This is a genomic window from Oceanibaculum indicum P24, from assembly GCF_000299935.1.
Lineage (GTDB): Bacteria > Pseudomonadota > Alphaproteobacteria > Oceanibaculales > Oceanibaculaceae > Oceanibaculum > Oceanibaculum indicum.
In genome coordinates this window covers 92,832-116,550 of record NZ_AMRL01000003.1, presented here as the reverse complement: position 1 = coordinate 116,550, position 23,719 = coordinate 92,832, and the positions used below count along the sequence as shown (strand labels likewise).

Below are 23,719 nucleotides of genomic sequence, written 5' to 3'. Positions count from 1 at the left end.
TAAAAGTCACCAACAGGGAGGAAACCATGGCCGGCAGGCTGAAGGACAAGGTGGCCATCGTCACCGGGGCTGGCTCGGTCGGGCCGGGCTGGGGCAATGGCAAGGCGGTCGCGGCGCTGTTCGCGCGGGAGGGCGCGCAGATCTTCGCCATCGACCGCAACAGCCAGGCGGTGGAGGAGACCCGCGCCATCGTCGCGGCCGAGGGTGGCACCATTGCCGCCCATACCTGCGACGTGACCGACAGCGCGCAGGTGAGGGCAATGGTGGAAGCCTGCCTCGACCGGTTCGGGCGCATCGATATCCTGCACAACAATGTCGGCATCATGGGGCTGGGCGGCCCGGTGGAGCTGGACGAGGCGGAATGGGACAAGGTGCTGCAGGTGAACCTGACCTCCCTGTATCTGACCTGCCGGCATGTGCTGCCGGTGATGGAACGCCAGGGCGGCGGCGCCATCGTCAATATCGGCTCGATTGCCGGCAATCGCTGGCTGGGCGTGCCCTATATCGTCTATTCCACGACCAAGGGCGCCATCGTGCCCTTCACCCGCTCGGTGGCGCTGCAATATGCGGCGAAGGGCATCCGCGCCAACACCATCCTGCCGGGCCTGATGAACACGCCGATGGTGCGCGAGGGGCTGACCGGCGCCTATGGCAAGCCGGGCGATGTGGAGGCGATGATCCGTGCGCGCGACGCGCAATGCCCGATGGGCCGCATGGGTGACGCCTGGGACGTGGCGCATGCGGCGCTGTTCCTCGCCTCCGACGAGGCGCGCTACATCACCGGCACGGAACTGGTGGTCGATGGCGGCCTGACCGCGAAATGCGTGTGATCTTCGCAAGTGCATGCATTTTTTGCACCTGCAGCTAATTTAGCAGGCAGTTGCTTAGTATATTCCAATATAAAGAATCTATTCCGTTGAGATAGCGCGATTTTTTCTCTGGCATGCGCCTTGTCTATAGCTGTGTTGCGTTGCAACAAAAAAACAGTGGAGGCGGCATGTTCCAAGATCCCTTTGATCCGAAAGCCCGGCTGGGCTGCTCGTGCGGCGAGCATGCCAGCCAGCATGATCACGATATCGCCGAACGGCAGAAGCTGGCCGCCGATGAGGAGGCGCGCGACAGCCGGGTGGTTGACGCGGCCATCGTCCGTGCGCTGTTCCCGCAGGATGCGACAAGGCGCGCCTTCCTGCAGGCGGTTGGCGCCGGTACGGCGCTGGCGGCGATCAACGAGTTCTTCCCGCTGGCGGCGGCGCGCGAGGCCTTTGCGCAGGGCACCGGCAAGCCGGAGAAGACCGATCTGAAGGTAGGCTTCATTCCGATCACCTGCGCCACGCCGATCATCATGGCGCATCCGATGGGCTTCTATTCCAAGCACGGACTGAATGTCGAGGTCATCAAGACCGCCGGCTGGGCCGTGGTGCGCGACAAGACGCTGAACAAGGAATATGACGCCGCGCACATGCTCTCCCCTATGCCGCTGGCGATCAGCCTGGGGGCCGGCTCCAACCCGATCCCCTACACCATGCCGGCGGTGGAGAACATCAACGGCCAGGCGATCACCCTGGCGATGAAGCATAAGGACAAGCGCGATCCGAAGAGTTGGAAAGGCTTCAAGTTCGCCGTGCCCTTCGACTATTCGATGCACAATTACCTGCTGCGTTATTACCTGGCGGAGCATGGAGTGGACCCCGACAAGGACGTGCAGATCCGCGCCGTGCCGCCGCCCGAGATGGTGGCCAATCTGCGTGCCGAAAACCTCGATGGCTTCCTGGCGCCCGACCCGGTGAACCAGCGCGCGGTCTATGACGGTGTTGGCTTCATCCATATCCTCTCCAAGGAAATCTGGGACGGCCACCCGTGCTGCGCTTTTGCCGCCAGCAAGGAATTCGTCACCACCATGCCGAACACCTACCGCGCGCTGCTGAAGGGCATCATCGACGCCACGGCCTTCGCGACCAAGCCGGAGAACCGCAAGCAGATCGCCGAGGCGATCGCGCCGGCCAATTACCTGAACCAGCCGGTAACGGTGGTAGAGCAGGTGCTGACCGGCACCTTCGCGGACGGCCTCGGCAAGGTGCAGAAGGTGCCCGACCGCATCGACTTCGCCCCCTTCCCGTGGGAGAGCTTCGCCGTCTGGATTCTGACCCAGATGAAGCGCTGGGGACAGATCACCGGCGAGATCGACTATGCCGGCGTCGCCAAGGAGGTGTTCCTCGCCACCGATGCCGCCAAGCTGATGGCAGAGGTAGGGCTGACGCCGCCGACGGCCACCACCAAGAGCTTCTCGGTCATGGGCAAGGCTTTCGATCCGGCCAAGCCGGAGGAGTATATCTCCAGCTTCGCGATCAAGAGGGTCTAGCGCATGCAGCTCTCCCTGGGATTGCGGGCGGCGTTGCTCTCGGTCCTGCTGTTCGTCCTGTTCATCGCCGCCTGGGAGGCGGCGGTGAGCGGCGGCGGCAAGGCGGCGGACCTCGACCCGGAATATGCCAAGCTGATGGGGGCGACGGCGGTGACCGGCGCCTCCGCCATGCCGGGGCCGGGGGAGATCGGCCTGAAGCTGTGGCAGCACGTCACCGACCCGTTCTACGACAACGGGCCGAACGATAAGGGCATCGGCATCCAGCTCGGTTTTTCCATCCTGCGCGTGCTGCTGGGGTTCGGGCTGGCGGTCATCCTCGCCATTCCGCTGGGCTTCCTGATCGGCATGTCGCCGCTGGTCTATAAGGCGCTGGACCCATACATCCAGGTGCTGAAGCCGATCTCGCCACTCGCCTGGATGCCGCTGGCCCTCTACACGATCAAGGACAGCAACCTGTCGGCGATCTTCGTCATCTTCATCTGCTCGGTCTGGCCGATGCTGCTGAACACCGCGTTTGGCGTGGCGTCGGTCCGGCGGGAATGGCTGAACGTCGCGCGCACGCTGGAGGTCGGCCAGCTGCGGACAGCGATTGCTGTCATCCTGCCCGCGGCGGCGCCCACCATCATGACCGGCGTGCGCATTTCCATCGGCATCGCCTGGCTGGTCATCGTGGCGGCGGAGATGCTCGTGGGCGGTACCGGCATTGGCTACTTCGTCTGGAACGAGTGGAACAATCTTTCCATCACCAACGTGATCATCGCCATCCTGGCCATCGGCGTGATCGGCATGGTGCTGGACCAGGTGCTCGGCTGGTTCGCCCGCCTTGTCGCCTATCAGGAATAGAGGGGCGGCAGCATGGCCCATATCCGCATCGAGGGTCTGCGCAAGACCTTCCCGCCGCCGCGCGGCGGCGACTCCGTCACCGTGTTCGACGATATCTGGTTCGGCATCGAGAAGGGCGAGTTCGTCTGCCTGATCGGCCATTCCGGCTGCGGCAAGACCACCTTGCTGAACATCCTGGCGGGGCTGGACGACTCAAGCGGCGGCGGCATCATCGTCGGCGGCAAGGAAATCACCGGCCCCAGCCTCGACCGGGCCGTCATCTTCCAGCATCACGCGCTGCTGCCGTGGCTCAGCGTAATGGGCAATATCGCCTTCGCCGTGCGGTCCCGCTATCCCGGCTGGGACAAGGCGAAGGTGCGCGCGCACTGCCAGAAATATATCGACCTGGTGCATCTGACCGGCAGCGAGCTGAAGAAGCCCTCGCAGCTGTCTGGCGGCATGAAGCAGCGCGTCGGCATCGCCCGGGCGCTGGCCATCGAGCCGGACATATTGCTGATGGACGAGCCGTTCAGCGCGCTGGACGCGCTGACGCGCGGCTCGCTCCAGGACGAGTTGGTGGCGATCTGCGGCGCCACGCAGCAGACCAGCTTCATGATCACCCACGATATCGACGAGGCGATCCTGCTGGCCGACAAGATCGTGCTGATGAGCAACGGCCCGCAGGCACGGGTCTGCGAGATCGTGGAGAACACGCTGCCTAAGGGCCGCACCCGCCAGGACATGCATCGGCACCCGCACTATTACCCGATGCGCAACCACCTGCTGGAGTTCCTGGTGAATCGCGCCAACAGCTTCAAGGCGGAGCTGTCGGCACCCGGCTATGACCCGAAACACCCGCCGATCACCAAACCCGGCGTCGGCCAGCCGCCGGCGCGCCCGATTTCCGCCGGGGAAGCCCCGCTGGAGGTCAAGTCCGCTGGCCGCTGACCATTACCGCAAATCAAGAAAATCAGGGAAGACAGAACGATGACTCGTGAAGAGCTGACCGCGAAGATCCGCGACATCAAGATTGCCAAGGGCCTGAAGTGGAAGGACATTACCGCCAAGGCGGAAGGGCTGTCGAAGGAATATGCGACCGCCGCCCTGATGGGGCAGATGCCCTTGCCGGAACCGGCCGCGAAGGCCGTCGGCGCCTTTCTGGGGCTTGACGATTTCGAGGTAAAGCTGCTGCAGCAGGTCCCCTATCGCGGCTCGCTGCCGACGGCGGTGCCGACCGATCCGTTGATCTACCGCTTCTACGAGCTGGTCAATGTCTATGGCAGCACCTTCAAGGCGCTGATCGAGGAGGAGTTCGGCGACGGCATCATGAGCGCCATCGACTTCAAGATGGATCTGAAGCGCGAGCCTGATCCCGCCGGCGACCGGGTGTCCATCACGATGAGCGGCAAGTTCCTGAAGTACAAGATGTACTGAGGGCCGCGGCGCTTCTGCTCAGTCGTCCGCCGCGTTCGGGCGGCTGAGCAGGGCGGAGCGCCGGACGAACAGCCGGAACACCAGTGGCGCCAGCAGCACGACAACGATGATACGCAATATGTGATGGCTGGAGACGAAGGCGGTGTCGCCGCCGACGGCCAGTGCGACCAGGCTCATCTCCGCAAGGCCGCCGGGCGAGAAGGCCAGCACGATATCCAGCGTCGGCAGGTCGGTCAGCAGATGCAGGCCGACCGAGAAGACCAGCGTGACCGCCAGCAGGATCCCGGTCGAGATCATGGTGACGCCGACCGTGCGACGCACGAGGGCGAGTTTCGTACCGGCGAAGCGGCAACCGATGGCGCTGCCGATCACGATCTGCGCGACGGTAACGAGCTCGAAGGGCGGGGCGTGCGATGTCAGCCCGGCCAGATGGATGGCCGCACTACACAGCATCGGCCCGACCAGCAGCGAGGCCGGCAGCCGCGCCAGCTTGGCGAGGAAAGCGCCGATGATCGCGCACAGGCCGAGCAGCGTCAGGTCATAGAGCGGCATATCCAGGATCGAGATGCCGGTCACGCCGCGCGGCGGCGGCTCGTAGCCTAGGAAATAGCGAAAAAACAGCGGCACTGTCAGCACCACCAGCAGGATGCGAGCGCCATGCGTCAGCGAGATGATGCGCTCGTCGCCGCCCATCGCCGTGCCCATCATGATCATTTCCGACAGGCCGCCAGGCGAGGCGGCGAAATAGGCGGTCGCCTGATCGTAGCCGCTGAAGCGCCGGTAATATTGATAGACCAGCCAGCCGGCGAGGCTGACATAGGCGACGATGCCGATGGCGCTGACGATCCACTGCCCCAGCTGGTCGATGATGTCCGGGCGGAAGGCGCTGCCCAGCATGACGCCCAGGATGGCAAGGAAGGCGGTGCGCAGCTTCATCGCCATGCGGATCGGCACGCCGGCGATGGCGGCGGCAGTGGTGAACACCATCGCGCCCATCATCCAGGCCAGCGGCAGGCGCAGCATCAGGAAGATATAGCCGCCGATGGCGCCGATGGCGAGCGCCAGGGCGATCTGCCAGAGCTTCGCCGGACCCTTGCCGCCTATAGATTCTTTCTGCGTGTCCTCAGTCAAGGAAGCGCCCCAGCCGCACGGCGGTCTGGCCCTTGGTCAGCCGGCGCGACGGCATGATCAGCACGCAGCGGTCATGTGGGGTATAGACCGGCTCGTCGCCGTCATGGCCGAGCAGCGAACCCTTCTTCTCGATGACTTCCAGCCCCTTATAGTCGGCGACGAAGCGGAAACTGTCGCTTTTCACCGTGATCGGGTCGGTGACCTGGATCACCTTCTGCGGCGTCAGCTCCTGTGTGGAGAGGTGGCGCTCCATCACCTCCCGGTCGATCGTGCCGTAATGGGCCAGGAAGCGCAGCGCATTGTCCAGGGCGACGGTCTGGCTGGATTTTTCCCAATGCTGGCCGCATTCGATCAGCAGCGCGTTGCGCGGATCGTTCGGGTCGCCGAAGAAACGATAGTCGCGCAGCCGCTTTCCCGCGGCGTGGCCCTTGTCGGACACCACGATCTCCGGATGTTTCAGCGCGCGGGCCAGTGTGATGCCCTTTTCCAGCGGCCCGCACAGCATCAGCGGGGCGGTCGGGTGCTGCATCGAATGAATGTCGAGCAGGTAATCCACGCTGTCGATCAGCGGCCGCATCTGCCGGGCGCGGCGCAGCTCCACACTGTCGCGCGGCCCGTCCAGCACCTCTTCCGACCAGATGCGGTTGAAATCCTCCTCGACGAAACGCGAGGCGGTGGGGTTGGCGGGATCGAAGCTGAGATAGGCCTCCACATTGGCGAAGCTGAAGGTCAGCTTGCCCTGTTTCGGGCGGATGTCGTTGCGGAACAGGTAATCGAGGGCGATGGCACCGCAAAGCTCGTTGCCGTGGGTGACGGCATTCACCATCACATGCGGGCCGGGCTTGCCGCTGTCGAAGGTGGTTGCGTAATCGATGCCGGTATTGCCGGCGCGGTAGGCGCTGATGTCGGGCGCGGTCAGCTCGACCTTGTATTCGGCGGTGCTCACGGGTTCCGTTCGTCTTGGCTTGCGAGAGGGATGCGCCACGTTAGGCGCGTTTCATCCACTCTGCCATAGTCTTGCGCGAATGACAGGACTGCACAGGGCAAGCAGTTCCCTCAGAAGCCGTGCCAGCCCTGCAGCGACCGGCTGATTGCGGTGGCCGCCTGCTGCACGATGGGCGACAGCTTTTCGCGCGCCTGTGCCATGGTCCAGTACGCTGTCGAGGTGGTGATGCCCAGCGCCGCGATCGGCTTGCGGTCGCCATCGAGGATCGGCGCCGCGACGGCCAGCTCGCCAAGGTCGGCTTCTTCCTCTACGCCGGCGAACCCGTCCTGCCGGATGCGGTCAAGTTCCGCCTCCAGCGCCGCGCGGTCGGTGATGGTGTGCGAGGTCAGCTTCACGAAATCGGTGCGGTCGAGGATCGCGGTGCGCTCCTCCGGCGGCAGCCAGGCCAGCATGGCGCGGCCGGTGGAAACGCAGAAGGCCGGCATGCGGCGGCCGATGGCGGTGTTGGAGTTGATCCGCCGCTGGCTTGGCATGCGGATCGCCACCACCGCATCGGTATCGTCCATGACCGACACGTTCACCGTTTCCTGCCATTCGTCGCGCACCGAGATGACGATGGGGATGGCGACATCGTAGAGCGGGTTCGCGCGCAGATAGGAATAGGCGAAGTTCAGCATGCGTGGGCCCAGGCGGTAGCGCCGCGTCTTTTCGTCCTTCTTCAGATAGCCAAGCTGGGTCAGCGTGTGGGTGAAGCGCTGGGCGGCGCTGGTGTTGAGGCCGGTACGCTGGGCGATTTCCCGCAATCCCAGCGCGTCCCAGTCGCTGCCGAAGGCCTGCAGCACGGCCAGCCCCTTGCCCAGCGAATTCACGAACAGCGGGTCGGTGCGCTCGTCTTCCTGCTGTTGCGTTTCGGCAGCAAATACAGGCGCTTGCGTTGAGGTCTCGCGCATCGGGTTTGCCTTTCGAACGGAGGTCTTTCGTGGCAGGCTGGCAGGCGCGTTGACAAAGCTGTAGGCTTGTCACACGATCACCGTCGTTCGTTACGATTTTATCGCATTCCGATAGCTGTGTCACTAATGGCGATTGCAACTGACGGAATTGTGCGTGGCGGACATTGGAGGCTAGTCAGGGTTCAGAACAATCAGGAGGGTCCTTAATGCGACCTTTAATGTACACAGTCGCCGGCATGTTTACGGCGCTATCGGTCCTGGTCGCGCCGGTCGCGGCGTCGGCGGCCGAGCTTAAGATCGCTCTTTCCACGGAACCGACATCGATCGATCCGCACTATCACAATCTGTCGCCGAACAACGCGCTCGCGACGCATATTTTCGGCGCGCTGATCGAGCAGGACGAGACCCAGCAGCTGAAGCCGGGGCTGGCGCTGTCCTGGAAGCCGATCAACGACACCACCTGGGAATTCAAGCTGCGTCAGGGCGTGAAGTTCCACGACGGTTCGCCCTTCACGGCGGAAGATGTGGCCTTCACCATCAGCCGCGCCGGCAATGTGCCGGACAGCCCGTCCAGCTTCGGCATCTACACGAAGCCGATCAAGGAAGTGAAGATCGTGGACCCGCACACGGTCCATTTCATCACTGAAGAGCCCTATCCGCTGATGCCGAACGACATCAGCACCATTCGCATCGTCAGCAAGAAGCATGGCGAGGGTGCGACGACCGCTGACTACAACAGCGGCAAGGCCGCCATTGGCGCCGGCCCTTACAAGCTGGTCAGCTTCACGCCGGGCCAGTCCATCGTGCTGGAAGCCAACCCAAACTACTGGGGCGACAAGCCGACCTTCGACAAGGTCACTTTCCGTCCGATCACCAACGCCGCCTCTCGCGTCGCGGCGCTGCTGTCGGGTGACGTCGATCTGGTGGACGGCGTGCCGACCGCCGACATCGCGCAGCTGAAGAGCAACGCCAATGTCGCGATCTCGCAGGCGGTCTCCAACCGCGTGATCTACCTGCACATCGACAGCGACCGTGACGTCACCCCGCATGCGACGGGCAAGGACGGCAAGGAGATCAAGAACCCGTTCAAGGACGTCAATGTCCGCCGGGCGATCTCCATGGCGATCAACCGCCAGGCCATCGTTGACCGCGTCATGGAAGGCGTTGCCATTCCGGCCGGCCAGCTGCTGCCGAAGGGTTTCTTCGGTGTCAGCCCGAACATCGCCGTGCCGACCTACAACCCGCAGGGTGCCAAGAAGCTGCTGGCCGATGCCGGTTATCCGGACGGCTTCAAGCTGACCATCCATGGCCCGAACGACCGCTACATCAACGACGCGCAGATCGTTCAGGCGGTGGCGCAGATGCTGAGCCGCATCGGCATCGAGGCGGCGGTCGACACCATGCCGCGCTCGACCTTCTTCAGCCGCGCATCCAAGCTGGAATTCAGCCTGCTGCTGGTTGGCTGGGGTTCCGGCACGGGTGAGGCTTCCTCGCCGCTGAAGTCGCTGCTGGCGACCTATGACAAGGCGGCGGGCATGGGCCCGTCCAACCGTGGCCGTTACTCCAACAAGGAGTTCGACGAGACCCTCGCCCAGGCGCTGGTCACCGTCGATGACGCGGCGCGTGAGAAGCTGCTGCAGAAGGCGACCGAGATCGCGATGAGCGATGTCGGCCTGATCCCGCTGCATTACGAGGTCTCCACCTGGGCGACCAAGAAGGGCCTGACCTATGTCGGCCGTTCCGACCAGGGGACCCTTGCTACCTACGTGAAGATGGGCAACTAAACCGCCCGTTATCGCCGAAAGGGGGAAGGGTCTTCGGGCCCTTCCCCTCACGGCGTGATAAAGGCAGGCCTTACGCCTGTTGCCCTTTTACCCAGGTCACGCGCGCCCAAGGGAGCTGCCCAAGGCATGAGCGTTTTCATTCTGCGACGGTTGATGCAGAGCGTTCTGCTGATCGCCGTCATGACGGTGATCGTTTTTGCGGGTGTCTATGCCATCGGCAACCCGATCGATATCCTGATTTCCGCCGATGCCTCCCAGGAAGAATATGACCGCGCCGTCCGTGCGCTGGGTCTCGACCGTCCCCTGTGGGAGCAGTATTTCGTCTTCCTTGGCAATATGCTGCAGGGCGACCTCGGAAAATCCTTCGTCTTCAACGAACCGGCGCTGAGCCTGGTGTTCGCGCGCCTTCCGGCGACGCTTGAACTGGCTTTCGCCGCCATGCTGCTGTCCATCCTTGTCGGCATTCCACTGGGCATGTGGGCGGGCCTGCGGCCCGAGAGTGTGGCCGGCCGCTCCATCATGGCCGGTTCGATCCTCGGTTTCTCTCTGCCGAATTTCTGGCAGGGCCTGATGCTGATCATGGTCTTCGCCGTGTTCCTGCAATGGCTGCCTGCCGGCGGCCGCGGCCCGACAGCCAGCTTCCTTGGCATAGAATCGACGCTGTTCTCGCTGGAGGGGTGGAGCCATCTGCTGCTGCCGGCCCTGAACCTGGCGCTGTTCAAGATGTCGCTGGTGATCCGCCTGACCCGTGCGGGCATGCGTGAGACGCTGCTGCTGGACTATGTGAAGTTCGCGCGCGCCAAGGGCCTGTCCACTGGCCGGGTCATCTTCGTGCATGTGCTGAAGAACATCCTGATCCCGCTGGTCACCGTCATCGGCCTGGAGCTGGGGTCGGTGATCGCTTTCGCCGTCGTTACCGAGACGATCTTCGCCTGGCCGGGCATCGGCAAGCTGATCATCGATTCGATCTTCGTCCTCGATAGGCCGGTGATCGTGTCCTACCTGATCGTCATCGTGCTGATGTTCATCACCATCAACCTGGTGGTCGATATCCTCTACTCGATCCTCGACCCCCGCGTTCGCCTGTCGGATATGAAGTCATGAGCGCCGAGACGACAGACATCATCGCCGGTGTGCCCGGCCCGGATTCGGCGCCTGAGGCCGCCAAGGCCAAGGCGATCCCGCCATGGCGCCGGCTGTTCTCCAGCTTCTGCGAGAGCAAGCTGGCGGTCGTCGGCCTGATCACGCTGGTCGCGATCATCCTGGTCGCCGTCTTCGCGCCCTGGATATCGCCACAGGACCCGTTCGATCTGACGCAGATCGACATCATGGATTCGAAGATGCCGCCGGGGTCGGAGAGCTATACCGGCATGACCTACTGGCTGGGTACCGATGGCCAGGGCCGTGACATGCTGAGCGGCATCTTCTACGGCCTGCGCATCAGCCTGACCGTTGGCATCCTCAGCGGCTTCTTCGCCCTGATCATCGGCACCTCGCTGGGTCTTACCGCCGCCTATTTCGGCGGCAAGATCGAGACGATCATCATGCGTATCGTCGATCTGCAGCTCAGCTTCCCGGCCATCCTGGTCGCGCTGATGCTCCTGGCGATCCTGGGGCGCGGCGTCGACAAGGTTATCCTGGCGCTGATCATCGTGCAGTGGGCCTATTACGCCCGCACCTCGCGCAGTGCCGCGCTGGTCGAACGCCGCAAGGAATATATCGAATCGGCGCGCTGCCTGGCGCTGTCCACGCCGCGCATCATCTTCCGGCACTTGCTGCCGAACTGCCTGCCGCCGGTCATCGTCATCGGCACGGTGCAGGTGGCGAACGCCATTGCGCTGGAAGCGACGCTCAGCTTCCTCGGCATCGGCCTGCCGGTCACCGAGCCGTCGCTGGGTCTGCTGATCTCCAACGGCTTCAACTACCTGCTGTCCGGCCGTTACTGGATCAGTTTCTTCCCCGGCGTGGCGCTGCTCATCACCATCGTCGCCATCAATCTGGTCGGCGACCAGCTGCGCGATATCCTGAATCCGAGGCTCCAGCGATGACCGACGCGGTTCTGAAGGTCGAGAATCTCAAGACCCACTTCTTCACCAAGGCGGGCGTCGTCAAGTCGGTGGACGATGTGTCCTTCGAAATCGGCCGTGGCAAGGTGATGGGGCTGGTGGGCGAAAGCGGCTCCGGCAAGTCGGTTTCCGGCTTTTCCATCATGGGGTTGGTCGATCCGCCCGGCCGGGTGGTCAGCGGCAGCATCCTCTATCGCGGGCGGGAGCTTGTCGGGCTGCCCGAGTCGGAGATGCGGAAGATCCGCGGGCGGCACATCGCGATGATCTTCCAGGACCCGATGATGACGCTGAACCCGGTCCTGCGCATCGACACGCAGATGATCGAGACCATCCTGGCGCATGAGGATGTGGACCGCGAGACCGCGCGGCAGCGTTCCCGCGATGCGCTGGGCCAGGTCGGCATCCCGTCGCCGGACGAGCGGCTGAACGCCTATCCGCATCAGTTCTCCGGCGGCATGCGCCAGCGTGTGGCCATCGCCATCGCACTGCTGAACAAGCCGGACCTGATCATCGCCGACGAGCCGACGACAGCGCTGGACGTGACGATCCAGGCGCAGATCCTGTACGAGATGCAGAAGCTGGTGCGCGAGCAGGATATGGGGCTGCTTTGGGTCACCCATGACCTGTCCGTTGTGGCCGGCCTCGCCGACGAGCTGTGCGTCATGTATGCCGGCCGCATCGTGGAGCGCGGGGCGGTGGATGATGTGATCGAGAACTCTGTGCATCCCTATACGCGCGGGCTGATCGGCTCGGTGCCGTCGCGTAATCCGCGCGGCCAGCCTCTGCGGCAGATTCCCGGTATGGCGCCGCCGCCCTTTGCCCTGCCGGAGGGATGCCCGTTCCGTCCGCGCTGTCCGCGTGCTGACGAGTCCTGCCTCGCCGCACCTGAGATGGTCGAACATATGCCCGGGCGGTTCGCCCGCTGCCAGCACCCGCATCTGGAGGACGCGGCATGACCGCCGAAGCCCCCATCATTGAACTGAAGGACGTCACCAAGCGCTTTACGAAGCGGCTGGACCTGGCGGCCAAGATCGTGAACCGGCTGGGCGGCAGCATGCGCGAGGAGGTCGTGCATGCGGTCGATCGCGTCAGCCTGTCGGTGAAGAAAGGCGAAGTGGTCGGCCTGGTCGGCGAATCCGGCTGCGGCAAGTCCACGCTGGGCCGTGTCGTCGCCGGCATCCATGACGCGACTGAGGGACAGGTCTTCTATCGCGGGCGGGAGGTGAACAGCCTGACCGGCGCCGAGGCGAAGGATGTCCAGCTGAAGGTCCAGATGATCTTCCAGGACCCGATGAGTTCGCTCAATCCGCGCCTGCGGGTGGAGGAGATCGTCGGCGAGGCGCCGAAGGTGCACGGCATCGTGCCGCGCGGGGAGATGGACGGCTTTATCGATGATTTGCTGTCCCGCGTCGGTCTCGATCCCAGCTTCAAGAAGCGCTACCCGCACCAGTTCTCCGGCGGTCAGCGCCAGCGCATCGGCATCGCCCGGGCGCTCGCGGTGAATCCGGACTTCCTGGTGTGCGACGAGGCGGTGGCCGCGCTCGACGTGTCGATCCAGGCGCAGGTGCTGAACCTGTTCATGCGGCTTCGTGAGGAGTTCGACCTCACCTACCTGTTCATCAGCCATGATCTGGGCGTGGTCGAGCATCTGAGTGACCGCGTGGTCATCATGTATCTTGGCCGGGTGGTGGAGAGCGCGCCGACGGACGAGCTGTTCAAGGCGCCGAACCATCCCTACACCCAGGCGCTGCTGGCCGAGGTGCCGAGGCTGGAGCCGGGACGCCGGGTCTTCGAGCCGATCAAGGGTGAGATTCCCTCGCCGCTGGACCCGCCGCCGGGCTGTCATTTCCACCCGCGCTGCCCGCATGCCCATGCGCGCTGCAAGGTGGAAGTTCCGGCACTGCGGGAGATCGCGCCCGGCCGCTTCTCTGCCTGCCATCTGAACGACCAGCAATAGAGCCGGGAGGCCGCCCATGTTTCGACCCGATGCCGCTGTCGCTGCACTGCTGGAGGCCCGTCGCAGTCGCACGCGACTTGCGGCACTGCCGGAAGGGGCGAAGCCGGGGTCGGTAGCAGAGGCCTATGCGGTGCAGGATGGCGTGACGCAGGCGCTGGGGCCGGTGGGTGCGTGGAAGATCGGTGCGAAATCGCCGTCTGATTCGCCGCTCGCCGCACCAGTTCAGCAGTCGGATGTGCTGGCCGATGGCACGCGCGTGCCGCGTGACCGGTTCAACATCGTCATCATCGAGGCGGAGGTTGCCTTCCGCTTCGGCCGCGACCTGCCAGCCGCAGGTTCGCCCTATGACGATGCAACGATCCTGTCGGCCATCGAGAGCGCGCATCCGGCCATCGAGATCGTCGATAGCCGGTTTGCTGATATCGAAAAGCTCGATCCGTTCAGCAAGCTGGCCGATTTCCAGCTGAACGGTGCGCTGGTCGTCGGGCCGGCGCTGCGCGACTGGCAGGGGATGGATCTGAAGGCTATCACGGCCAACGTGACCATCGACGGCAAGACAATGATCGAGAAGACCGGTGGCAACCCTGCTGGCGACCCGCGATGGCTGGCGCTGTGGGCGGCGAACAATTTGATCGCACGCGGCCAGCCCATCCGGGCCGGGCAGGTGGTCACCACCGGCTCCTATATCGGCATGTTGCCCGCACCGCAGGGCGGCGAGATCGTCGCCACCCTGTCTGGCGTCGGCAGCGTCTCCGTCAGGATTGGCTGATTATTCCGCAGCCTGGCGGGCGTTTGCCAGCAGGGCGCTGCGCAGGGCCTCACCCAGCCGTTTCGCGGAGGCCGGGTTCTGCCCGGTGATGAGATTGCCGTCGCGGGCGACATGCGCCTCGAACAGGCCGGCATTCTCGAACTGGGCGCCAAGCTCCTTCAGCTTCGATTCCAGCAGGAAGGGCACGACATCCTCCAGCTCCACCTTGCGTTCCTCGGCATCGGTGAAGCTGTTCACGCGCCGGCCCTTCACCACCGGCGTGCCATCCGGCCGCTTGGCGGCAACAAGGCCCGCCGGGCCATGGCAGACGGCGGCAACCGGCTTGCCGGCGGCGTCCAGTTCGCCCACCAGCTTTGCCAGCGCTGTGTCCTGCGGCAGGTCCCACATGGTGCCGTGGCCGCCCGGCAGGTAGATGCCGGAAACCTCCACCGCCTTGACGGCATCGGTGCGTATCGTGGTCTTCAGCGCCTGCATTGCCTTCTCGTCGGCCAGGAAGCGGTCAACGGAATCGGCATTCTCGCCCTGCGGCTTCAGCGAGCCGGGATCGGCCTTCACCTCGCCACCGGCGGGCGAGGCGAAGATCACCTCATAGCCCGCGTCGCGCAGGATGTAGTAGGGGGTGCTCAGCTCCTCGAAATGGAAGCCGGTCTTCCGCCCGGTGTCGCCGAGGTCGGTATGGCCGGTCACGACGAACAGGAAGGGAGTGGTAGTCATGGGAAACCTCCTTGGGGTTCCGGAAACATGACTTCCACATAGGAAGCTTCACTTCGATTGAAAGGGGGCGGGCGTCAGCTTGTCGCGGTCCCGCGTGCCGCGCCGCTGGCCAGCATCTCTGCGATTTCCGCCTCGCTGTAGCCGGCCTCGCTAAGCACTTCGGCGGTGTGTTCGCCATAGACCGGGGCGCCAGATTGCGGCCCGCCGGGCGTGCCGGAAAAGGCGATTGGCAAGCCGATGGTCTTCACCGCACCGAGCGTCGAATGCTCGACTTCGGTGATGACGCCGCGCGCCAGCGCCTGCGGGTCGCGGTGCATTTCCGGGATGGTCAGGACCGGGCCGGCGGGCAGGCCGACGGCTTCCAGCCGGGCGAGCCAGTCAGATGTGGGGCGGGTCCGGAAGATCGGGTTCAGGATCTCGACCAGCGCCGGCAGGTTGGTCATCCGGCTGGCATTGCTGGAGAAGCGCGGGTCGTCGTTCAGTTGCGGCGCCTCGATGGCCTTCAGCAGCCGCTCCCAGTTCGCCTGGTTGGCGGCACCGATATTGATCCAGCCATCCTGTGTCGGGAAGGCCTGGTAGGGCGCGTTCAGCGGATGGGCGGAGCCGATGGGCTGCGGCGTCTCGCCGGTGGCGAAGCAGATCGCCGACTGCCAGTAGGTATGGACGATGCCGGCCTCGAACAGCGAGGTGTCGACCTTCTGGCCCTGGCCGGTCTGCAGCCGGCTGGTATAGGCGGCCAGCACGCCCATGGCGGCAATGATGCCCGCCGTGATGTCGGTGACCGGCGCGCCGACCTTCACCGGCGGGCGGCCCTCGCCCTCGCCAGTGATGCTCATCAGGCCGCTCATGCCCTGGGCAATCAGGTCGAAGCCGCCGCGGTCGGCATAGGGGCCGGTGCGGCCGAAGCCGGAAATCTCGCAATAGATCAGGCCGGGATTGATCCTGCGCAGCTCCTCATAGCCGAGGCCCAGCTTCTCCATCGTGCCCATGCGGTAATTCTCGATCACCACATCGGCGCCCTCCAGCAGCCGGCGCACCGCCTGCTTGCCGGTCTCGGTCTTCAAGTCGAGGGCGACGCCCCGCTTGTTGCGGTTCATCATCATGTAGGCGGCGGGCTCGTCCCCGATGAAGGGCGGCACGAAGCGGCGGGCATCGTCGCCGCCCGGCACCTTCTCCACCTTCACCACGTCGGCACCCATGTCAGCCAGCATCAGGCCGCAGACCGGCCCTGCCATGATGTGCGCCAGTTCGATGACTTTCAGGCCGGACAGCGGCCCCTTCTGCCGTGCGGGCATGATTTCCTAATTACTCATTCTCAACGGTAGAACAGCTCGACCAGCGCCATCGGCACGGCCGGCACATAGGTTACCAGCATCAGGATGGCGAGCAGAACCCCGATGAAGGGCAGGTTCACCCGGGTCACCGCCCACATATCCGCCTTGGCGATGGAACAGGAGGTCATCAGCACGCTGGCGACCGGCGGGGTCTGCTGGCCGATGCCCAGGTTCAGCGTGACCACCAGGCCGAAATGCACCGGATCGATGCCGACCGCATTCACCAGCGGCATGACGATGGGCACGACCAGGATGATCGCGGCGGCGGAGTGCAGGAACAGGCCGATGATCAGGAAGAACACGTTCAGGATCGCCAACACCGCGTACTTGTCGCTGGTGATGGAGGAGAGCCACAGGGCCAGCTGCTGCGGAATCTGCTGTTCCGTCAGATAGACGCCGAGCAGGGCGGAGGTCGCGACCAGCAGCATGACGACGGCGGTCTGGATCGCGCCTTCCATCATCGAATTGTAGAGGTGCCGAACGTCCAGTTCGCGATAGATCACGCCGCCGATGAACAGCGCCGCCAGCACGGCCAGGCCAGCCCCTTCGGTCGCCGTGACCCAGCCGCCGAAGATGCCGCCCAGGATGATCAGCGGCAGCAGGAAGGCCCAGGCGGCGTCGCGGAAGGTTTCCTTCAGGCGCCGCAGGCTGAACACTTCCTCGACCGGGTAGTTGTAGCGGCGGGCATACCAGTAGGCGAGGCCCATCATGCCACCGCCGCCCAGGATGCCCGGCACGATGCCGGCGACGAAGATCTGCACCACCGACGCATCGGCCATCACGGCATAGAGGATCATCGGGATCGAGGGCGGGATGATGACCGCCAGCGTCGCCGAGGAGGAGGTAACGGCGGCCGCGAACTCCTTCGGGTAGCCCTTCTTCTTCATCGCCGGGATCAGGATCGAGCCCATGGCGGCGACATCGGCCACCGCCGAGCCGGAGATTTCCGCGAAGAACAGCGAGGTGCCGATATTCACCATGGCCAGGCCGCCGCGCACGAAGCCGAACAGCGCCGAGGCAAAGGCGATCAGCCGCCGCGACAGGCTGGAGGAGTTCATGATGGCGCCGGCCAGGATGAACAGCGGGATCGCCAGCAGCGGGAAACTGGTGGCGCCGTTGAACAGCACCAGCGCCGCATTCAGCATCGCATCCATGCCCGAGGAATAGATCATCGCCGACATGGCGACGATGCCGAGCGAGATGGCGATGGGGACGTTCAGCAGGATGAGGGCGACCAGCGCCACGAACATGACGGCGACGATCATCGCAGCGCCTCCTCAAGCTGCTTCTGCTCATGATCGACGATGCCGCCGCCGCGCGCCTGCGCCAGCACCTCGGGCAGGCTGAACAGCTGTGCCATTATGAACAGCACGCCGCCGATGGGGATGACCGACTGGGTGAAGGCGGTGGTCACGTTCGGCAGGGTGACCAGCGTGTCGCCCTGCAAGATCTGCAGCACCTCCCAGCCGAACCAGGCGAGGATGGCGAAGAAGCCGATGACGCAGGCCTCGGCGAACAGCACCGCGGTGATCCGCAGCTGCGGCGGCATTGCGTTCACCAGGCCGGGAAAGCCGATATGGGCGCGCTTCAGCGCCGCCAGCGAGGCCCCGTAATAGGTCAGCCAGGCCAGCATGATCGAGGCGACCTCGTCGTACCAGACCAGCGACCAGCCCATTTTCCGGTAGGTGACGCCCATGACGATGATCACCGTCAGGCTGGCGAGCAGGAAGATGACGAAAGCCGTCAGGGTCTTTTCAAAGACTGTTCTCAAGGCGGCGAACAAAGCGGGCGATCCTTGTTTGGCGGAAAAGGGAGGCGGGGCGGGCAAAAAAAAGCCCTGCCGGCGTCAGCCGACAGGGCGTTCTGGTAGGGGGGTTACAATCCGGCCCCAAGGGCAACGGCCTGATCGACCAGTTTGCCACCGGCCGGCACATCCTTGCCGAATTCGGCATAGACTTCCTTGCTGGCAGCGATGAAGGCGTCCTTATCGGCCTCGTTCACCTGCACACCGGCGGCCTTGATCTTGGCCAGCAGGTCGTCCTCCAGCTTCGCCGCCTGCTCATAGACGTAGGGCTGGGTTTCCATGGCAGCCTCGCTCAGCGCCTTGCGGACATCCTCCGGCAGCGATTCCCACTTGCGCACGCCTGCCACGATGTAGGCCGGCGTGTAGACATGGCCGGTCATCGACAGGTACTTCTGCACTTCCTGGAACTTGGTGGAGTAGATCTGCGTCAGCGGGTTTTCCTGCCCGTCCATCACGCCGGTCTGCAGGGCGACGAACACTTCCGACAGCGCCATCGGCGACGGGTTGGCGCCATAGCTCTGGAACATCTTCACGCGCCACTTGCCCTTCGGCGTGCGCAGCTTCACGCCCTTCAGGTCTTCCGGCTTCACGATGGGGCGGACATTGTTTGTGATGTGGCGGAAACCGTTCTCCCACACCGCGAGGATCTTGTAGCCCTTGGCCTCGGCCATCGGCGCGAGGGAGGGCCACACCACCTCCTTCTCGATCTTCTTCATATGCTCGCGGTTCTTCACGAGATACGGCATCTCGAACATGCCGAACGCATCGACCTCGGACGACATGACGGTCGAGGGCAGGGCGAACTCCACCGTGCCGAGCCGCAGCTTCTGCAGCAGCTCCTTGTCGCCGCCGAGCTGGCTGGAGCCGAAGGTGACGACCTTCGCCTTGCCGCCCAGCTTCTCGTTGGCGCGGCGGGCGAACTCGTTGGCCGAAATCTCGAACAGCGAGCCCGGCCCGCCGACATGGCCAAATTTCAGCTCCATCTGTGCCTGGGCCGGCGCCGCCAGCCCACCGGCTATCAGCCCACCACCCAGCAGGGCGCCCGCGATGAACAGTTTCCTCATGACGTTTCCTCCATCTCCTGTTGATGCATGGGGCCGGTCTTGGTGCCGGCTCTTCCATCCGATTATGCTTGTATTTCGGTGTGCCTCGCCATCATTAGTTGTCGCGCATTTTATTTGTTTACCGTACTCAGGCTGCCGCGCTCTTGGCCCCGGTGTTCGCCTCGCCCAGATAAGCCAGAGCCTCGGCCACGCCGCTTGCCTTGATTGGCACGCCGGCCAGCTTCAGCCCCATCTCGACGCCCGACAGGGTGCCGGCCAGCGTCAGGTCGTTGAAATCGCCCAGATGGCCGATGCGGAACACCTTGCCGGCGACCTTGCCGAGGCCGGCGCCCAGCGACATGTCGAACTTGTCCAGGATCACCTTGCGCAGCGCATCCGCATTGTGCCCCTCGGGCATCAGCACAGCGGTCAGCGCGCTGGAATATTCCTCCGGGTTCTTCGCCAGGATTTCCAGCCCCCAGCCGCGCACCGCGCGGCGCGTCGCCTCGGCATGGCGGTCGTGGCGGGCGAACACATTGTCCAGCCCTTCCTCCATCAGCATGTCGATGGCTTCCTTCAGCCCGTACAGCAGGTTGGTCGCTGGCGTGTAGGGGAAATAGCCCTTCTCGTTGGCTGCCAGCATCGGCGCCCAGTCCCAGTAGGATTTGGTGAGGCCGGCCTTCTTCGAGGCGGCGATGGCCTTGTCGCTGATCGCGTTGAAGGACAGGCCCGGCGGCAGCATCAGCCCCTTCTGCGAGCCGGAGACGGTGACATCCACGCCCCATTCGTCATGCCGGTAGTCGATGGAAGCCAGCGAGGAAATCGTATCGACCAGATACAGCGCCGGATGGCCAGCGGCGTCGATCGCCTTACGGATCAGCCCGATGCGGCTGGTCACACCGGTCGAGGTCTCATTATGGACGGCGCAGACCGCCTTGATCGTGTGGCCCTTGTCTTCCTTCAGCTTGGCCTCGATCAGCTTCGGATCGACGCCGCTGCGCCAGTCACCGGCAACGAACTCGACGGTCAAGCCGAGGCGGTCCGCCATCTCCTGCCACAGGGTGGCGAACTGGCCGGTTTCCACCATCAGCACCTTGTCGCCGGGCGACAGGGTGTTGACCAATGCTGCCTCCCACGCGCCGGTACCCGAGGCCGGGAAGATGATCACCGGGTTCTTCGTCTTGAAGATCGGCTTCAGACCTTCCAGCACATATTTGCCCAGCACACCGAATTCCGGCCCGCGATGGTCCATGGTCGGCGCATCGATGGCGCGCAGCACCCGGTCAGGCACATTGGTCGGGCCAGGGATCTGCAGGAAGTGGCGGCCGGAGCGGTAGGTCATGATCGCTGTCTTCTTTGTCTGAGTGGGTGCCCATGGGGTATCGAAGGGCAACCCGATTGCGGTTGATTTGCATAGTGCATGCAATTTGGCGGGGTCTGTCAAGCGGCCATTGCCGGTGTGGGGTTGTTCTGCGGTGCAGCATTTTCAAAGAAATTGCCTGCATTTCAGGATTCGTGTCAGGGCCACCAGGGCGCGCGTTGAATTTTGCATGCAAAATGCTAGGCTTTCCCGGAGACGCTTGCGTTCCACCGCGAAGCGCGCAACTCTCGCCTCCTTCCACATATAACTGGAAAGCTCGAATCCCGTGTCCGCCATCCAGCCTGCCGCCAAGCCGGCATCCAAGACTGCCGCTTCTTCCCGCAAGGCCCGTATCGCGCCGGGCGACAGCGGCCTCGCTGCGCGCCTGCGGCGGGAGGTCGAGGGCGACGTGCTGTTCGACGGGTTCAGCCGCGGGCGTTATTCGACCGACGCCTCGATCTACCAGATCGAACCGCTGGGCGTTGTCGTGCCGCGCAGCGAGGCGGATGTTCTGCGTGCGCTGGACATCGCGCGGGAGGAGGGGGTGCCGGTGCTGCCGCGCGGCGGCGGCACCTCGCAATGCGGGCAGACGGTGAACGAGGCGCTGGTCATCGACCACAGCCGTTTCCTGAATGACGTCATCTCGGTCAACCCGGAAGAGCGCACTGCCTGGGTGCATCCCGGCATCACGCTGGACCGGCTGAACAAGCAGCTTAAGGGCACCGGCCTGTTCTTCCCGGTCGATATCTCCACCGGCAGCCGCGCCACCATCGGCGGAATGGCCGGCAATAATTCCTGCGGCTCGCGCTCCCTGCGCTATGGCAACATGGTGCACAATGTCCGCGCCATCGAGGCGGTGCTGGCCGATGGCACGCAGGCGCTGTTCGGCCCGATCCCCGGCAATCTGGACGGGCTGGAGGGTAATCCGCGCTATCTGGAGATCGTGCAGAAGATGCGCGCGCTGGGCCTGCGCGAGGCCGACGAGATCAAGGCCCGCATTCCCGATATCCTGCGCAAGATCGGCGGCTACAATATCGAGACGATCCGCCCGGAAGGCCACAATATGGCTAGCCTGCTGGTTGGCTCCGAGGGCACGCTGGGCTGGTTCCAGCGCATCCAGCTGGACTTGCAGCCGATCCCGCCGCACAAGGCGCTGGGCGTGTGCCATTTCCCGACCTTCCGCAAGGCGATGGAGGCGACGCAGCATATCGTGAAGCTGGGGCCGACGGCGGTGGAGCTGGTGGACCGCACGATGATCGATTTGGCGCGCGACATCCCGGCCTTCCGCGAGACGGTGGACAAGTTCGTCGTCGGCGAGCCGGACGCGCTGCTGCTGGTCGAATTCGCCGGCGAGGACAGGGACGAGCAGCTGCGCGGCCTCGCCCGCCTGGTCGAGCTGATGGGCGATCTGGGCTTCCCCGGCGCCGTGGTGGAGGCCGCCGACCCGAAATTCCAGAGCGAAATCTGGGAAATCCGCAAGCAGGGGCTGAACATCATGATGTCGATGAAGGGCGACGGCAAACCCGTCTCCTTTATCGAGGATTGCGCGGTGCCGCTGGAGGACCTAGCCGACTATACGGAGCGGCTGACCGACATTTTCACCAAATACGGCACCAAGGGCACCTGGTACGCCCATGCCTCGGTCGGCACCCTGCATGTGCGTCCGATCCTGAACATGAAGACCGAGGAGGGTGCCAAGAATATGCGCGCCATCGCCGAGGAAGCCTTCGCCATGGTGCGCGAATACAAGGGCTGTCACTCCGGCGAGCATGGCGACGGCATCGTGCGTTCCGAGTTCCACGAGCCGATGTATGGCAGCCGCATTGTCCGCGCCTTCGAGGAGGTGAAGGACGAGTTCGATTCCGACGGGATGATGAACCCCGGCAAGATCGTCCGTGCGCCGAAGATGGACGACCGCAACCTGTTCCGCTTCAAGCCGGGCTATGCCATCCAGCCGCTTGAGACGGCGCTGGACTGGAGCGAGTGGGGCGGCATCTCCGGTGCGGTCGAGATGTGCAACAACAATGGCGCCTGCCGCAAGGCGGACCCCGGCGTCATGTGCCCCAGCTTCCGCGCCACCGGCGAGGAGAAGGATGTGACGCGCGGCCGGGCCAATTCCCTGCGCCTCGCCCTGTCCGGGCAGCTCGGCCCAGACGCGCTGCTGTCGGACGAGATGTACCAGACCATGGATCTGTGCGTCGGCTGCAAGGGCTGCAAGCGCGAATGCCCGACCGGCGTTGACATGGCGAAGATGAAGATCGAGTTCCTGCATCATTACCGCCAGAAGCACGGACTCAGGCTGAAGGACCGGCTGGTCGCCTTCCTGCCGCGCTATGCCGGCATCGCCGCCAAGCTGGCGCCGCTGATGAATCTGCGCGACCGGATACCTGGCCTGCCTTTCCTGACGGAAAAGCTGCTGGGCCTGTCCGCGAAGCGCAGCCTGCCGCAATGGCGCAGCGATGCCTTCCGCGCGCCGGGCCTGTCCACCGGGCCGGCGGATGGCACTGCCGTCGTGCTGTTCGTGGACACCTTCAACCGCTATTTCGATGTGGAGAATGCGCGCGCAGCGGTTCGGGTGCTCACATCTGCCGGCTATCGGGTGCATTTCGCCGCCCCGCCGGAGGATCGGCCGCTGTGCTGCGGGCGTACCTTCCTGGCGGCTGGCCTGGTCGATGAGGCGAAGGCGGAATCGCGGCGCATGCTGGACGCGCTGAAACCTTATATCGAGGCCGGCGTGCCGGTGCTTGGGCTGGAACCTTCCTGCCTGTTCACCCTGCGCGACGAGTTCCGATCGATGCACCCCGGCGCCGAGTCCGATGCGCTGGCGGAGCGCGCCATGCTGCTGGAGGAATTCCTGGCCGCCGAGGCGCGCGCCGGGCGGCTGAAGCTCGAGCTGAAGCCGATCACGGCCAGCAAGGCGCTGCTGCATGGCCATTGCCACCAGAAGGCCTTCGCCGCCATGCCGGCGGTGCAGCAGGTGCTGAAGCTGGTGCCGGGCCTGACCGTGGAGACCATCGACAGTTCCTGCTGCGGCATGGCCGGCGCCTTCGGTTATGAGGCGGAGCATTACGAGGTCTCGATGAAGATGGCCGAGGCGTCGCTGCTGCCGGCCATCCGCAAGGCGGAGCCGGGCGTCATTCTGGTTGCCGACGGCACGTCGTGCCGGCATCAGATCCATGACGGTGCCAGCCGCGAGGCGGTGCATGTCGTCCGGGTGCTCGAAATGGCACTGGCGACGGAGTAGGA

At 64.5% G+C, this 23,719-nt stretch carries 21 protein-coding genes; 12 read left to right on the top strand and 9 right to left on the bottom strand.

The genetic code is table 11. From position 1 onward, the window contains the following. The first annotated feature begins 26 nt into the window (after window positions 1-26). From P24_RS03925 to cynS, 5 genes are all read left to right on the top strand, one after another. The gene (locus P24_RS03925; RefSeq protein ID WP_008943402.1) at window positions 27-830 is read left to right on the top strand and encodes an SDR family NAD(P)-dependent oxidoreductase; all 804 of its coding nucleotides are present in this window, start codon (window positions 27-29) and stop codon (window positions 828-830) included. A 167-nt stretch (window positions 831-997) separates the two neighbouring features. Next, the gene (locus tag P24_RS03920) at window positions 998-2,359 is read left to right on the top strand and encodes a CmpA/NrtA family ABC transporter substrate-binding protein (RefSeq protein WP_008943401.1); all 1,362 of its coding nucleotides are present in this window, start codon (window positions 998-1,000) and stop codon (window positions 2,357-2,359) included. 3 nt (window positions 2,360-2,362) lie between these two features. Next, on the top strand, window positions 2,363-3,202 hold the full coding sequence (gene ntrB, locus P24_RS03915; protein WP_008943400.1) for a nitrate ABC transporter permease: 840 nt from the start codon (window positions 2,363-2,365) through the stop codon (window positions 3,200-3,202). Between the two features lie 12 nt (window positions 3,203-3,214). Next, the gene (locus P24_RS03910; protein ID WP_008943399.1) at window positions 3,215-4,129 is read left to right on the top strand and encodes an ABC transporter ATP-binding protein; all 915 of its coding nucleotides are present in this window, start codon (window positions 3,215-3,217) and stop codon (window positions 4,127-4,129) included. A 39-nt stretch (window positions 4,130-4,168) separates the two neighbouring features. Next, window positions 4,169-4,615, top strand: a complete 447-nt coding sequence (gene cynS / locus P24_RS03905; RefSeq protein ID WP_008943398.1) for a cyanase — start codon at window positions 4,169-4,171, stop codon at window positions 4,613-4,615. A gap of 18 nt (window positions 4,616-4,633) precedes the next feature. On the opposite strand, the gene P24_RS03900 is transcribed toward cynS, so the two are convergent. From P24_RS03900 to P24_RS03890, 3 genes are all read right to left on the bottom strand, one after another. Further along, entirely contained in the window at window positions 4,634-5,746 is a 1,113-nt protein-coding gene (locus tag P24_RS03900) for an AbrB family transcriptional regulator (RefSeq protein WP_008943397.1), read from the bottom strand. Next, on the bottom strand, window positions 5,739-6,692 hold the full coding sequence (locus tag P24_RS03895) for a M14 family metallopeptidase (RefSeq protein WP_008943396.1): 954 nt from the start codon (window positions 6,690-6,692) through the stop codon (window positions 5,739-5,741). The genes P24_RS03900 and P24_RS03895 overlap by 8 nt, the downstream gene beginning before the upstream one ends. Before the next feature lie 110 nt (window positions 6,693-6,802). Continuing rightward, window positions 6,803-7,642, bottom strand: coding sequence for an IclR family transcriptional regulator (locus P24_RS03890; RefSeq protein WP_008943395.1), 840 nt, complete (start codon window positions 7,640-7,642; stop codon window positions 6,803-6,805). 206 nt (window positions 7,643-7,848) lie between these two features. Between P24_RS03890 and P24_RS03885 the strand changes: the two genes are divergently transcribed. The 6 genes from P24_RS03885 (at window position 7,849) to P24_RS03860 (ending at window position 14,218) form a co-directional block, all read left to right on the top strand. Beyond that, a complete protein-coding gene (locus P24_RS03885; protein WP_040706483.1) occupies window positions 7,849-9,426 on the top strand; it encodes an ABC transporter substrate-binding protein in 1,578 nt (525 codons plus the stop codon). Between the two features lie 126 nt (window positions 9,427-9,552). Continuing rightward, window positions 9,553-10,530, top strand: coding sequence for an ABC transporter permease (locus P24_RS03880; protein ID WP_008943393.1), 978 nt, complete (start codon window positions 9,553-9,555; stop codon window positions 10,528-10,530). Then, a complete protein-coding gene (locus P24_RS03875; RefSeq protein ID WP_008943392.1) occupies window positions 10,527-11,474 on the top strand; it encodes an ABC transporter permease in 948 nt (315 codons plus the stop codon). Before P24_RS03880 ends, P24_RS03875 begins: the two co-directional genes overlap by 4 nt. Beyond that, window positions 11,471-12,448 carry an ABC transporter ATP-binding protein gene (locus P24_RS03870; RefSeq protein ID WP_008943391.1) on the top strand — a complete coding sequence of 326 codons (978 nt, stop codon included), beginning with the start codon at window positions 11,471-11,473 and terminating at the stop codon, window positions 12,446-12,448. The genes P24_RS03875 and P24_RS03870 overlap by 4 nt, the downstream gene beginning before the upstream one ends. Further along, the gene (locus tag P24_RS03865; RefSeq protein ID WP_008943390.1) at window positions 12,445-13,449 is read left to right on the top strand and encodes an ABC transporter ATP-binding protein; all 1,005 of its coding nucleotides are present in this window, start codon (window positions 12,445-12,447) and stop codon (window positions 13,447-13,449) included. Before P24_RS03870 ends, P24_RS03865 begins: the two co-directional genes overlap by 4 nt. 16 nt (window positions 13,450-13,465) lie before the next feature. Beyond that, window positions 13,466-14,218, top strand: coding sequence for a 2-keto-4-pentenoate hydratase (locus P24_RS03860; RefSeq protein ID WP_040706473.1), 753 nt, complete (start codon window positions 13,466-13,468; stop codon window positions 14,216-14,218). On the opposite strand, the gene P24_RS03855 is transcribed toward P24_RS03860, so the two are convergent. The 6 genes from P24_RS03855 to P24_RS03830 form a co-directional block, all read right to left on the bottom strand. Further along, complete coding sequence (locus tag P24_RS03855) at window positions 14,219-14,932, bottom strand: type 1 glutamine amidotransferase domain-containing protein (RefSeq protein WP_008943388.1); 714 nt, start codon at window positions 14,930-14,932, stop codon at window positions 14,219-14,221. It abuts the gene before it with no gap. Window positions 14,933-15,006: 74 nt separating this feature from the next. Further along, complete coding sequence (locus P24_RS03850; protein ID WP_008943387.1) at window positions 15,007-16,227, bottom strand: CaiB/BaiF CoA transferase family protein; 1,221 nt, start codon at window positions 16,225-16,227, stop codon at window positions 15,007-15,009. A gap of 20 nt (window positions 16,228-16,247) precedes the next feature. After that, window positions 16,248-17,531 carry a TRAP transporter large permease gene (locus P24_RS03845; RefSeq protein ID WP_008943386.1) on the bottom strand — a complete coding sequence of 428 codons (1,284 nt, stop codon included), beginning with the start codon at window positions 17,529-17,531 and terminating at the stop codon, window positions 16,248-16,250. Beyond that, entirely contained in the window at window positions 17,528-18,049 is a 522-nt protein-coding gene (locus P24_RS03840) for a TRAP transporter small permease (protein ID WP_008943385.1), read from the bottom strand. Before P24_RS03840 ends, P24_RS03845 begins: the two co-directional genes overlap by 4 nt. Window positions 18,050-18,141: 92 nt before the next feature. Next, complete coding sequence (locus P24_RS03835) at window positions 18,142-19,134, bottom strand: TRAP transporter substrate-binding protein (protein ID WP_008943384.1); 993 nt, start codon at window positions 19,132-19,134, stop codon at window positions 18,142-18,144. Between the two features lie 127 nt (window positions 19,135-19,261). Continuing rightward, complete coding sequence (locus P24_RS03830; protein ID WP_008943383.1) at window positions 19,262-20,455, bottom strand: pyridoxal-phosphate-dependent aminotransferase family protein; 1,194 nt, start codon at window positions 20,453-20,455, stop codon at window positions 19,262-19,264. A gap of 304 nt (window positions 20,456-20,759) precedes the next feature. Between P24_RS03830 and P24_RS03825 the strand changes: the two genes are divergently transcribed. Then, entirely contained in the window at window positions 20,760-23,717 is a 2,958-nt protein-coding gene (locus P24_RS03825; protein WP_008943382.1) for an FAD-binding and (Fe-S)-binding domain-containing protein, read from the top strand. Window positions 23,718-23,719 lie beyond the last annotated feature (2 nt).